Consider the following 12,710-nt stretch of genomic DNA (forward strand, 5'->3'; position numbering starts at 1 on the left):
CTGTGCCGTTCGGTATTGCATTGTCGAACCGGACCGAATCGAATCTTCGGGAGAATCCGCCGTGACCGAAGCCCTTACCGAGCACACTGCTGATGTGATCGTCGTCGGGGCAGGCCCGGCCGGCTCCACGACCGCGTACTACCTGGCCAAGGCCGGGCTCGACGTCCTCCTCCTGGAGAAGACGGCGTTCCCGCGCGAGAAGGTCTGCGGCGACGGCCTCACCCCGCGTGCCACCAAGCAGCTCGTCGCGATGGGCATCGACATCTCGGAAGAGGCCGGCTGGCTGCGCAACAAGGGCCTGCGGATCATCGGCGGCGGCGTGCGCCTCCAGCTGGACTGGCCGGACCTCGCCTCGTACCCGGACTACGGGCTCGTCCGCAAGCGCGACGACTTCGACGAGCAGCTGGCACGGCAGGCGCAGAAGGCGGGCGCGCGGCTGTACGAGCGCTGCACCGTGGGTGCGCCGATCGTCGACGACCGCACCGGCCGCATCACGGGCGTGCACGCCAAGCTCGGCGAGGACAGGACGCCGGTCACCTTCCACGCCCCGCTCGTCGTCGCCGCCGACGGCAACTCCTCGCGCATCTCGCTCGCGATGGGCCTGCACCGCCGGGAGGACCGCCCGATGGGCGTCGCGGTGCGTACATACTTCACCTCCCCGCGCCACGACGACGACTACCTGGAGTCGTGGCTGGAGCTGTGGGACCGGCGCGGCCCGGGCGAGGACCGGCTGCTGCCCGGCTACGGCTGGATCTTCGGCATGGGCGACGGCACGTCCAACGTGGGCCTGGGCGTCCTCAACACCTCGGCGTCCTTCAAGGAGCTCGACTGGCGCGAGGTGCTCAAGGCGTGGTGCGCCTCGATGCCGGAGGACTGGGGCTACACCGAGGAGAACATGACGGGCCCGATCCGCGGCGCGGCCCTCCCCATGGCGTTCAACCGCCAGCCTCACTACACCAAGGGCCTGTTGCTGGTCGGCGACGCGGGCGGGCTGGTCAACCCGTTCAACGGCGAGGGCATCGCCTACGCGATGGAGTCCGGGCAGATCGCGGCCGACGTCATCGTCCAGGCCCACGCCCGCCGGACCCCGGCCCAGCGCGAACTGGCCCTGCACCGCTACCCGAAGGTCCTCAAGGACACCTACGGCGGCTACTACACGCTGGGCCGTGCGTTCGTGAAGCTGATCGGCAACCCGAAGGTCATGAAGGTCGCCACCCAACGCGGCCTGACGCACCCGCTGCTGATGAAGTTCACGCTGAAGATGCTGGCGAACCTGACCGACCCGACGGGCGGCGACGCGATGGACCGCATCATCAACGGCCTGTCGAAGGTGGCCCCGCGTTCCTGATGACGTCGATCAAGCAGTTCCACGTCACCTTCGACTGCGCGGAACCTGAGCGCGTCGCCCGCTTCTGGTGCGAGTGTTGGCAAGGTCGTCAAGAACCGGCTGCATCTCGACGTGCGGGTCGGCACCGGGCTCGTGGGTGAAGAGCGCCTCGCCACCCTCGAGGCCGAGTGCGCACGACTGGTCGCGCTCGGCGCGGTGCGCGTGCGACTGCTGCGTGCCGATGGCGTCAACGAGTCGTGCATCGTGATGCAGGACATCGAGGGCAACGAGTTCTGTCTCGACTGAGAGGCGTTGCGGTTGCGCCTTGGGGGCCGGCCCGCCGGGGGCGGGCCGGCGATCCGGGGCGGTGACGGGGCGCGGGCCGGTCAGTTCGCTGCCGCGATCCAGGACCGGAGCTGCTCCGGAGTCGTCGACGGGTCGGCGACGAGCTCGGACAGCTCGTCGTCCGCGTGGTGCGCGGTCGAGACGGCGGGGCAGCGGTGGCAGGCGTCCACGCCCGTCTGGCGCCACCACTGGCACTGCGTCCGCAGGTGGCACCGGGGAACCGCACGGGTCTCCTGCCTGGGCGGGAGGGTGAGCACCCGCTCCACCAGGGTGCAGTCGCCGCCACGCCGGTTGACGCAGTCCGAGACGCAGTGCGAGGCGAAACGCAGGACCCGCGTGGGCGCGATCCCCTCGGGGACCGCACCCAGGACCTCCGCCGCCGGTACGGGGTCGGCCAGGTAGGTGACCTGGCCGTCCGCGCCGGAACGGACGCCGAGTACGACGGACTCGGGCGCGTGCGCGTCGCCGCTCGGGCACCAGGAAGGTGTGGACTCGTCGGTTCCCACGGTGCTCACCTCCCGGTCAGCAGGGGACGGCGCCGGACGCGGATGCGGTGCCGGTGTCCTGGTCGGCGGTGGGCGCGGCCGCGCGTCCGACGACGTTGGTGCCCAGCGGGCCGCTCTGCGTCCGCTCGGCGGCGATCGCCTCCGCCAGGCTCGCGCGCAGCTGCTCGGCGGAGGTGATGCGCTCGGCCTTGGCGGGCGCGGCGCTCGCCGGGGCGGCCGCGGCGATGGCGAGGCCGGCGGCGATGACGGCTGCCGCGCCGGTGGCGGTGAGTCGAGTGTGCTTCATGAAGCCTCTCCTGGGTCGAAGTCCCGGACATGACGTCCTTGGCTCGGTCCGCACCCTAGGAACGGCCCGGCTCAGGGCACCGGCAGTTGGGAGCGGCAGTTGCGTCCCGCCGGTCACGGCCCCGCGCCCGGCGCCCCGCGCGGTCCGGTCACTCGTCACCGGTCAGCCAGCCCTTCGCCACGGCGCGCGTGCCGGCCTGGAAGCGGCTGCGGGCACCCAGCAGTTCCATCAGATCGGCGGCGATGCGGCGGGCGGTGCGCGGCGAGACGCCCAGCCGTTTGGCGACGGCCTCGTCGGTCAACCCCTGGCCGAGCATCCGCAGCGTCTCGGTCTCCTGGGCGGTCAGCCCCCGGTGGTCGCGGTCCCGGTCGCGGGAGACGGTGCCGAGCGGGACGCCGCTCTCCCAGATGGAGTCGAAGAGGGCGCACAGCGCGGTCAGGGTGCCGTTGCCGGTGAGGACCAGCGCCCCGGCGGCGCTGTTCTCGCAGTCCGCCGGCACGATCGCCACGTTCCGGTCCATGATCATGAGTCTTATGGGCAGCGAGGGCGCGGTTCTGACCTCGCCGCCCAGCCCCGACAGCCACTTGGCATAGGCCACGGTGGCCGGACTGTTGCGTACGCTGTCGAGGTACAGGGTCCGCATCCGCACGCCGCGCTCCAGCAGTTCCTGGTCCTGGGGTTTGGCGGCCTCCATGCTGGCCGGGCTCTGGGCGCCGCCGGGGGCGAAGGTCATCACCTCGTCGCGCACCCCGTGCACCAGGACCTGGATGCGGTCGCGGATCTCCTCGATGCCGTCCAGCCGCTCGACGTCGGCCATCGCCTTGCGGGGCCGGCTGGCGGCGAAGTCCGCGGCCAGCTGGACGGCTGCCACCCGCAACCGCTCGACCCGCTGCTGTTCGGCCGCCAGCCGCTCCTGCTGACGGGCGATCAGGGCCTGGATGCCGAGCTCGGGATCGACCGCGCGGAACGCCCGCGGCGCATCCAGCGAGGGGCGTATCAGAGCCAGTTCGCTGAGCTTGTCGAGGGCGGCGCGCAGTTCCTCCTCGGAGACGGCGAGCAAGCAGCGCAGTTCCTCGAGCCCTGCTTGCGGCTGGGCCAATAAGGTCCGGTACACGGTCGCGCAGGTGTTGTCCAAGCCAAGTGCGTCCAACATGACGTAGTCCCCCCTGTTGAGTCGACATGGGCATCACAGCACGCTCCGGCGGGGCTTGAGTAGCCACCGGCGGGCCATGGCCAGGAATGGCCGGGCAGGGCCGCGGGTACGGCCCTGGCCGCTTTAGGACCGGGCATACACCGTCCCCCCGGATCGCCTTGTTGGCCCCCGCGGAGGCTGAGCAAGCTCGATGAATGCATCTCGTTCACGTGCGCGTCCTCGTGCCCGACCAGTGCCCCGCCTCCCAGGAACTGCGCGACCTCTTCCGCGCCCGGGCCGTTCCGGCTGAGCGGGTCGACCACATCAGCGTCCATCCCGGCGAGAACGGACTGGTGACGGTCGGTTTCTTCGTCACCGCGGACGCCCTGCGCACGGCCGAGGCCGTGGCGCTGGCGGTCGCCGAACGCACGGTGGCCGACGCCCTGCGCGGGGCGCGGGTGATCGGCTGTTCCGGTGCGCTCGTGGCGGAGTTCTACGACCGGCTCGTCATCACCCCAGGACGTGATGGACGGACTATGCGGCTGCCGGATCAGGACACGGGCCAGAGCTAGCGGCGGCCCGGGTCGCACGCCAGTCTGGTTCCACCGGCAGGGAGGCGGCCTCCGAACGAGGGGCCGGAGCCGGACGGGGCGTCAACCGCGGGACGCGCCGGACCAGCCTTCCGGAGCACCACCCGTACGTGCTCTCGATCCCACTCCACACCACCCCGACCAAGGGAGAAGTCTGTCGTGTCCAGCCGTCTGTCGCTCGCCACGTTCGCCGCGGTCCTCGCTCTCGTCACCACCCCGGCCCTCGGTGTCGCCGCCGTCGTCACCAGCGGTGGCGAGGGCCCCTCCGGCAGCCGGCCCACGATCGCCTCGGCCGCCGACGGCCCCACGGCCGACGTGCCGCAGGGTACCCCCACCCCGAGCCCGTCGCAGTCCAAGGACACCACCGGCTGGGACTAGGCACAGCCCGCAGCATCCGCCCTCAGCAGCGTTTCCCCACGCGTTTCTTCTCCGAACCCGAGGAGGGGTAGTGCACACGCCCTGCAAGGTGAATCAGTTCGGGTCTCTTCTCCAGCTCTACCGGGCCAGGGAAGGGATGACACAGCAACAGCTCGCGGACTTCTCCGCGATGAGCGTCCGGGCCATCAGGGACCTGGAGCGCGGCCGGGCCGAGCGGCCCAGGCGGGACACCGTACGGCTGCTCGCCGAGGCGCTGCGGCTCGACGACCGGCGGCGCGAGGCCTTCGAGCGGGCCGCCCGGCCCGCACCCGCCGGCGACCGCGCCCACCTGACCGACCTCCACCTAGTGGACGAGCCGCGCGAGGGCGCGTACGAGTACGCGACCATGCTGCTCGAAGCGCTGTCCGCCGACTCGGGCGACGGCGACTGGGCCGACGCGCTCAACGACATGGCCAAGCAGAACTGGCGGCTGGTCACGGTCGACCGGGGCGTGGCCTTCATGGAGCGCCGGCTCGCACACGTCTGATCCGCCCTTCCTCCCCGCTGTCCGCAAGCTGCCGCCCGCAACTGCCGCTCGTGCGGAATTCCAGCAAATAGATTCGCCGCACCAGGAATTCCGCAGAGAAACGAGGGTGCGACATGCAGCAGGAACAGCAGATGGAATCCGTTGCCCGTTCCGGAGCGGAACGACTTCCCGGAACTCCACAGGAACACCTCTCCTCCGAAACCACCCGCACCGTCCTTCGCATCCAGCACCGCATGCTGATGGGGATACGCCGTCATCTCGACGAGGCCGGCTTCACCGAACTGCACGCCCCGGTCATCGGGCCGGTGACCGACCCGGGCTGCCGGGGCGCCAAGCAGGTGGACATCGACTTCTACGGGCGCCGCTACAAGCTCATGACGAGCGCGATTCTCTACAAGCAGGCGTCGCTGCACGCCTTCGACAGGATCTTCTGCGTGGCGCCCAACATCCGTCTGGAGCCGCCGGAGACGGCGAGCACCAGCCGGCACCTCGCCGAGTTCCACCAGATCGACGTCGAGGTGGCGGGGTACACCCGCGAGCAGATCATGGACGTCGCCCAGGGCATCGTGGTCGCGGCGGTCCGCGAGGTCGTCACGACGATGCCGCAGGAGCTGGAGCGCCTCGGCCGCGACACGGACGCCTTCAAGGACCTGCTGGAACGGCCGTTCGACGTGATCACCCACGCGGAGGCGGTCGGCCAGGTCGACGGCGATCCGCACGCCGAGATCGACTGGGAGGGCGAGGCGCGGATCTCCCGCAAGGCGACGCGCCCGTTCTTCGTCACCGACTATCCCAAGGGCTCGCGCGGCTTCTACGACCGGGAGAGCCGCGAACACCCCGGCATGCTCCGCAATTTCGACCTGCTGGCCCCCGAGGGGTACGGCGAACTCGCCAGCGGCAGCGAGCGCGAATTCGAATACGCCCGCATTGTGACGCGGATGCGTGAGACCGGGGAGAACCCGGCGAAGTACGGCTGGTACCTGGACATGGTCCGGGAGGGAATTCAGGGCAGTGCCGGATTCGGCATCGGATTCGAGCGGCTGACCCGCTACATCACCGGGGTCCAGTACGTCTGGGAGGCCAGTGCCTATCCCAAGCTCCCCGGTGTCTTCTCGGCCTGATCCGGGGCCGGGCAGACGTTCGGAAAAGTCCCGTGAGTCCCACGAGTCCGACGAGGCAGAACGAGAAAAGGTGGAGTGAAGACGATGTCGACCGATCGTGACGAGCAGCAGTGGTGGCAGGAGCGGCTGGCCGGACGGGCCGAGCGAACCGGGCCGCTGCTGCCCGTCACGGACGCCGACGGTGAACCCGCGGCCGTGGAGTCCGCGTTGGCGCCCGGCACGCTGGACGGACTGCACGCGGCCGCCGCTGCGTCCGGGACCGGCCTCGACGCCCTGCTCACCGCACTCACCGCCGCCTTCCTCGCCCGGACATGCGCCGAGGCCGACCAGCTCGTCGGCGTCCCGGCACCGGGCCACCGCGCGCTGCCGGTGCGCATCCGGGCCGACCGTGACATTCCGCTGCGCGACCTGGCCGCCCGGGCGGCGGCCGCGACCGCCGAAGCGCTGGCGCACGCCGGCGTCACTCCCGAGGCGCTGGCGGAGCTGCTGCCCCGCGGGGCCGGGGGATACGGGCCGACGGGCCCGCTGGTCGTGGCCGGCTCCCCCGAGGCCCCGGCCGAGGGCCTGACCGTCGCGGTCGACCCGGACCGTGGCCGGCTCGCCCTCCATGCCGCCCCCGGGTGCCTCGGCGCACCCGAAGCCGCCCTGCTCCACGCCTCCTTCCGGGCCCTGCTCGACTCCGCGGCGCAGGGCGGCCCCGACCGCACGGTGGGCGAACTCGACCTGCTGGACGCGCGGTCGCTCCACAAGGTCACGCAGGAGTGGAACGACACCGCCCGTTCCACCGCGGGCCGTCCCACCGACGTCGTCGAGGCCTTCGCCCGCCAGGTCCGCCGCGCCCCCGAGGCCGTGGCCCTGCGCACGGACGACGGCACGGTCGGCTACGCGGAACTCGACCGGCGCGCCAACCGTCTCGCGCACCGCCTCGCCGGGCTCGGGGTCGGACCCGAAACCGCCGTCGCCGTGCTGATGGAACGCTCCGCCGAGCTCGTCGTCGCCCTGCTGGCCGTACTCAAGGCGGGCGGCGCCTACGTGCCGCTGCACGCCGCCTATCCCGAGGCCCGGATGCGCTCGGTCATCGAGCAGACCGGCGCGCCCGTGCTCCTGACCGACCTCGCCACCACACCCGGCGACGCCTTCGACGGCCTGCTGCACACCCTCGTCGTCGACGCCGACCCCGACCTGGCGCGACTGCCCGACACCGCGCCCGAGGTCCGGATCAAGCCGGGCCGGCTGGCCTATGTGATGTTCACGTCCGGTTCCACGGGCGAGCCCAAGGGCGTGGCCGTCACCCACCGCGACATCCTGGCGCTCGCCGCCGACCAGTGCTGGGACGCAGAGACCCAGGCCCGGGTGCTGGTGCACTCCTCGCACGCCTTCGACGCGGCGACGTACGAGATCTGGGTACCCCTGCTCGGCGGCCACCAGGCCGTGATCGCCCCGGCCGGCCAACTGGACGCCCCGCTGCTGCGCAGGCTGACCGAGGCCCACGGCATCACCAGCCTCTTCCTCACCACCGCCCTCTTCAACCTCGTCGCGGAAGAGGACCCCATGGTCTTCGACTCCGTGCGGCAGGTGTGGAGCGGCGGCGAGGCGTGCTCGCCCGATGCCGTCCAGCGCGTTCTCGACCTGTGCCCGCGCACTGACTTCGTGCACGTCTACGGGCCCACCGAGACGACGACCTTCGCCACCTTCGTGGCGCTGCGCGCACCGCACCGGGTCGGCGCCACCGTGCCGATCGGCCGGCCGATGGACAACATGCGCACGTACATCCTCGACGAGGCGCTGCGCCCGGTCCCGCCCGCCGTCACCGGCGAGCTGTACATCGCGGGCGACGGTCTCGCCCGCGGGTACGCGGGACGCCCCGGCCTGACCGCCGAGCGGTTCGTGGCCAGCCCCTTCGCGTCCGGCGAGCGGATGTACCGCACGGGTGACCTGGCGCGCTGGCTGCCCGACGGCACCATCGAGTTCGCCGGCCGCGCCGACCAGCAGGTCAAGATACGCGGCTTCCGCATCGAACCGGGCGAGATCGAGGCCGTACTGGCCCGCTTCCCCGGAGTCGGCCTGCGCACCGTGGTGGTCCGCGAGGACCGGCCGGGCGACAAGCGGCTGGTCGCGTACGTGGTCCCGGCCGACGGAGCCACGGTCGACCCGGCCGCCCTGCGCGCGCATGCCGCCGCGGCGCTGCCGTCGTACATGGTCCCCTCGGCCTGCGTCGTCCTCGACGCCCTCCCGCTCAACTCCAACGGCAAGGTCGACCGCAAGGCCCTGCCCGCGCCGGTCGCCGGGACCACGGCCGGCCTGCGCGGCCCGCGCACCGCCGAGGAGGAGGTGCTCTGCGCGCTGTTCGGACAGCTGCTGGGCATCGACCGGGTCGGCATCGACGAGAGCTTTTTCGACCTCGGCGGCAGCTCACTGCGGGGCATGACGCTGATCAGCCGGATCCGCAGCGTCCTCGGTGCCGAGGTGTCCTTCGTGACCCTCTTCCACCACCCCACCGTGGCCGGACTCGCCACGGTCCTGCGCAACGGCGGTGAACGGCGGCCCGCCCTGGTCGCGGCCGCGAGCCGGCCGGATCCGCTGCCGTTGTCGTACGCGCAGCAGCGGTTGTGGTTCCTGCGCGAGTGGGAGGAGGGCGGCGCCACCTACAACATCCCCCTCGCGCTGCGGCTGCGCGGCCCCCTCGACCGCCCGGCGCTGGGCACCGCCCTCGCCGATGTGGCAGGCCGGCACGAGGCGCTGCGCACCCGCTACCCCGCCCCGGGCGGTGAGCCGTACCAGCACATCGACCCGGCCGGTGAGATCGAACTGCACCACACCCGGGTGCCCGGGGGCGGCCTGGACGCGCTGGTCCGGGAGGCGGCCGGGCACACCTTCGACCTCGCGGCCGAACTGCCCCTGCACGCCGAGCTGCTGGAGCTCGCGGAGGACGACCACGTGCTGGTCCTGGTCGTCCACCACATCGCGGGCGACGGCTGGTCCATGGCCCCGCTCAGCCGCGATCTCGGCACCGCCTACGCGGCACGCACCGCAGGCCGGGCCCCGCAGTGGGACCCGCTGCCCGTGCAGTACGCCGACTACACGCTGTGGCAGCGGGAACTGCTGGGCGACGAGGACGACGAGCAGAGCCTGACCGCCCGCCAACTGGCCTACTGGAAGAGGCAACTGGCCGACGCGCCCGAGGAGCTGGAGCTCCCGGTGGACCGGCCGCGGCCGCCGGTGGCCTCGCACCGCGGCGACCTCGTGACCACCCTGGTGGGGCCCGAGCTGCACGCCGGACTGATCGCCCTGGCCCGGGAGACCGGGACGACGCTGTTCATGGTGCTGCACGCCGCCGTCGCCGCGTTGCTGTCCCGGCTCGGCGCGGGGACGGACGTTCCGTTGGGTACGGCCGTGGCCGGGCGTACGGATGAGGCGTTGGACGATCTGGTCGGGTTCTTCGTGAACACGCTGGTGCTGCGGACGGATGTGTCGGGTGATCCGACGTTCCGGGAGCTGCTGGAGCGGGTGCGGGCCACCGATCTGGACGCGTACGCGCACCAGGACCTGCCCTTCGAGCGGGTCGTGGAGGCACTCAACCCGGCGCGGTCCGTCGCCCGGCACCCGCTCTTCCAGACCATGCTGGTGCTGCAGAGCAACGCCGCCTCGGCCCTGGACCTGCCCGGGGTGACGGCCACCCGCTACGCGCTGGACCACCGCATCGCCAAGTTCGACCTGACGTTCTTCGTCGAGGAGCGCGTCGGAGCCACGGGGGCGGCGGACGGCTTGCGCTGGGACGTGGAGTTCGCGACGGATCTGTACGACCGGTCGACGGTGGAGTCGATGACGGCGCGGCTCGTGCGGTTGCTGGAGTCGGTGGTCGCGGACCCGGATGCGTCGGTGGCGGGCGTGGGGCTGTTGGAGCCGGCGGAGGAGCGGCTGATTCTCGAGGAGTGGAGCGGGGCGTCCGCGGGTGGCGTCGACGAGCGGTCGGTGCAGGCCGTGTTCGAGGAGCGGGTGCGGTGCTGCGGTGACGCGGTCGCGCTGGTGCAGGGGGCGGAAGAGGTCTCGTACGCGGAGCTCAACGCTCGCGCCAACCGCCTCGCCCGCCACCTGCGCAGCAGAGGCGTGACCCGCGGCGAAACGGTCGGCGTGTACCTGGAGCGGGGCACCGCGCTGATCACCTCGCTGCTCGGCGTGCTGAAGGCGGGCGCGGCGTACACGCTGCTGGACCCGGCCTTCCCGGCCGAACGGCTCGCGACCGTCGTCGAGGACGCGTCCGTACGCCATGTCGTCTCCCGGCGGGCGCTGGCGTCGGCGCTGGGTGAGGGCCCGGCCTTGGTGCTGCTCGACGCCGACGCCGACGGCACCGGGATCGAGCTGCTGGACGGCTCCGACCTCGGGCTGCGGTGCGGGGCGCGGGACGCGGCCTGCGTGATGTTCACGTCCGGGTCGACGGGCCGTCCGAAGGGTGTGGTGGCCCCGCACCGGGCCCTGGTGTCCACGTTCGTGGGACCGGACTACCTGGAGTTCCGTGCCGACGACGTGTACCTGCAGTCCTCCCCGGTGTCCTGGGACGCCTTCGCGCTGGAGGTGTTCTCGGCCCTGTTCCACGGCGGCCGCTCGGTGCTCCCCGTGAGCCCGCGGACCGACCTCGACGAGATGGCGCGGCTGGTCGCCGAGCACGGGGTGAGTGTGCTCCAGTTGTCCGCGAGCCTGTTCAACGTCCTCGTCGACGACCGGCCCGAGGTGTTCTCCGGGCTGCGCACCGTGATGACCGCCGGCGAGGCCGCCTCCGTGGCCCATGTGGCCCGGGCCCGCCATCTCCACCCGGAGCTGCGGATCCTGAACGGCTACGGCCCGGTGGAGTCCATGGGTTTCACCACCTCGTACACCATCGGCGAGGTGAGCGCGGACACGCCGTCGATTCCGATCGGCTCCCCGCTGGCCGGCAAGCGGGCCTACGTGCTCGACGAGCTGCTGCGGCCGGTCCCGACCGGTGTCCCCGGCGAGCTGTACGTGGCCGGCTCAGGACTCGCCCGCGGCTACGCGGGACGCCCCGGCCTGACCGCCGAGCGGTTCGTGGCCAGTCCCTTCGCACCCGGCGAGCGGATGTACCGCACGGGTGATTTGGCGCGGTGGCTGCCGGACGGCACCGTCGAGTTCATCGGCCGCCGCGACGACCAGGTCAAGATCCGCGGCTTCCGCATCGAGCCGCGTGAGGTCGAGGCCGCCGTCGCCCGCTTCCCCGGCGTCGTCCAGACCGCTGTGGTGGTCCGCGAGGACCGGCCGGGCGACAAGCGCCTGGTCGCCTACGTCGTCGCGGCGGAGGACGCCCCGGCCGATCCGGCCCCGCTGCGGGACGTGGTCGCCCGCCTGCTGCCCGCGTACATGGTCCCCGCGTCCTTCGTGTTCCTCGACGCGCTCCCGCTGACCGCCAACGGCAAGCTGGACCGGCGCGCCCTGCCCGCGCCGGTGACCGGCGCCCCGGGTGGCCGCGGGCCGCGCACCCCCGAGGAGGAGGTGCTCTGCGGACTGTTCGCCGAGGTCCTGGGCGTCCCCCGGGTCGGCGTGGACGACAGCTTCTTCGCGCTCGGCGGCCACTCCCTGCTCGTCACCCGGCTGATCAGCCGGATCCGCTCTTCGCTCGGGGCCGAGGTCGGCATCCGCACGCTGTTCGCAACGCCGACCGTCGCCGGACTCGCCGCCGGTCTGCGCAAGGACTCCGGCCGGCGGCCCCCCCTGGTCGCGGCCGCGAGCCGGCCGGATCCGCTGCCGTTGTCGTACGCGCAGCAGCGGTTGTGGTTCCTGCGCGAGTGGGAGGAGGGCGGCTCGACGTACAACATCCCGCTGGCCGTCCGGCTGCGCGGCCCGCTCGACCACGACGCGCTCCGCGCCGCGCTCACCGACGTCGCCCTGCGGCACGAGGCGCTGCGCACCACGATCCCGTCCGTGCACGGCGAGCCGCGCCAGCACATCGTGCCCGACCCCACGATCGAGCTGGACATCAGCCCCTGCACCGAGGACGAGCTGCGGGAGCGCGCCAACCGGGCCGGCGAGCACGAGTTCGACCTGGCCGCCGACCTGCCGATGCGGGCCGAGCTGCTGGAGCTCGCGGAGGACGACCACGTGCTGGTCCTGGTCGTCCACCACATCGCCGGCGACGGCTGGTCCATGGCCCCGCTCAGCCGCGACCTGAGCGTTGCGTACGCGGCCCGGGCCGAGGGCAGCGCTTCCGACTGGGCCCCGCTGCCGGTGCAGTACGCCGACTACGCGGCCTGGCAGCGCGAGCTGCTCGGCGATCAGCGCGACGAGCAGAGCCTGGCACTGCGCCAACTGCACTACTGGAACAGCGTGCTGGCCGGGATTCCGGAGGAACTCGACCTGCCCATCGACCGGCCGCGGCCGCCGGTGGCCTCGCACCGCGGCGACCTCGTGACCACCCTGGTGGGGCCCGAGCTGCACGCCGGACTGATCGCCCTGGCCCGGGAGACCGGGACGACGCTGTTCATGGTGCTGC

Annotated in this window: 9 protein-coding genes and 1 pseudogene; 7 read left to right on the forward strand and 3 right to left on the reverse strand. The window is 72.3% G+C overall.

The genetic code is table 11. From position 1 onward, the window contains the following. Positions 1-61 precede the first annotated feature (61 nt). Both ACLB9X_RS28150 and ACLB9X_RS28155 read left to right on the forward strand, forming a co-directional pair. Positions 62-1,348: a geranylgeranyl reductase family protein gene (locus ACLB9X_RS28150; protein WP_410363223.1), complete on the forward strand. Its 1,287-nt coding sequence runs from the start codon at positions 62-64 to the stop codon at positions 1,346-1,348. Next, positions 1,348-1,633: pseudogene (locus ACLB9X_RS28155) on the forward strand (VOC family protein). Before ACLB9X_RS28150 ends, ACLB9X_RS28155 begins: the two are co-directional and overlap by 1 nt. An 80-nt stretch (positions 1,634-1,713) precedes the next feature. Here ACLB9X_RS28155 and ACLB9X_RS28160 read toward each other — a convergent pair. The 3 genes from ACLB9X_RS28160 to ACLB9X_RS28170 form a co-directional block, all read right to left on the reverse strand. Beyond that, positions 1,714-2,178 (reverse strand): hypothetical protein, encoded by a 465-nt coding sequence (locus tag ACLB9X_RS28160; RefSeq protein ID WP_410363224.1) that lies wholly within the window; start codon positions 2,176-2,178, stop codon positions 1,714-1,716. 16 nt (positions 2,179-2,194) lie between these two features. Beyond that, positions 2,195-2,464 carry a hypothetical protein gene (locus ACLB9X_RS28165; RefSeq protein ID WP_410363225.1) on the reverse strand — a complete coding sequence of 90 codons (270 nt, stop codon included), beginning with the start codon at positions 2,462-2,464 and terminating at the stop codon, positions 2,195-2,197. A gap of 148 nt (positions 2,465-2,612) precedes the next feature. Then, positions 2,613-3,617, reverse strand: coding sequence for a LuxR C-terminal-related transcriptional regulator (locus ACLB9X_RS28170; protein ID WP_410363226.1), 1,005 nt, complete (start codon positions 3,615-3,617; stop codon positions 2,613-2,615). Between the two features lie 194 nt (positions 3,618-3,811). On the opposite strand from ACLB9X_RS28170, the gene ACLB9X_RS28175 reads away from it, so the two are divergent. The 5 genes from ACLB9X_RS28175 to ACLB9X_RS28195 form a co-directional block, all read left to right on the forward strand. Continuing rightward, a complete protein-coding gene (locus ACLB9X_RS28175; protein WP_410363227.1) occupies positions 3,812-4,168 on the forward strand; it encodes a hypothetical protein in 357 nt (118 codons plus the stop codon). A 177-nt stretch (positions 4,169-4,345) separates the two neighbouring features. Beyond that, positions 4,346-4,564 (forward strand): hypothetical protein, encoded by a 219-nt coding sequence (locus ACLB9X_RS28180; protein ID WP_410363228.1) that lies wholly within the window; start codon positions 4,346-4,348, stop codon positions 4,562-4,564. 88 nt (positions 4,565-4,652) lie between these two features. Continuing rightward, a complete protein-coding gene (locus ACLB9X_RS28185) occupies positions 4,653-5,090 on the forward strand; it encodes a helix-turn-helix domain-containing protein (protein WP_410363229.1) in 438 nt (145 codons plus the stop codon). 113 nt (positions 5,091-5,203) lie between these two features. Continuing rightward, positions 5,204-6,211 carry an asparagine synthetase A gene (locus tag ACLB9X_RS28190; RefSeq protein ID WP_410363230.1) on the forward strand — a complete coding sequence of 336 codons (1,008 nt, stop codon included), beginning with the start codon at positions 5,204-5,206 and terminating at the stop codon, positions 6,209-6,211. An 84-nt stretch (positions 6,212-6,295) separates the two neighbouring features. Then, positions 6,296-12,710 (forward strand): amino acid adenylation domain-containing protein (locus ACLB9X_RS28195; RefSeq protein WP_410363231.1); only part of this gene is annotated, 6,415 nt, incomplete at its 3' end.

The organism is Streptomyces sp. 5K101 (assembly GCF_046506645.1).
GTDB lineage: Bacteria > Actinomycetota > Actinomycetes > Streptomycetales > Streptomycetaceae > Streptomyces.

Coding starts and splice junctions, on each gene's coding strand:
- ACLB9X_RS28175 (WP_410363227.1), top strand. CDS start 3,812: ATGCATCTCGTTCACGTGCGCGTCCTCGTGCCCGACCAGTGCCCCGCC.
- ACLB9X_RS28190 (WP_410363230.1), top strand. CDS start 5,204: ATGCAGCAGGAACAGCAGATGGAATCCGTTGCCCGTTCCGGAGCGGAA.
- ACLB9X_RS28165 (WP_410363225.1), bottom strand. CDS start 2,464: ATGAAGCACACTCGACTCACCGCCACCGGCGCGGCAGCCGTCATCGCC.
- ACLB9X_RS28170 (WP_410363226.1), bottom strand. CDS start 3,617: ATGTTGGACGCACTTGGCTTGGACAACACCTGCGCGACCGTGTACCGG.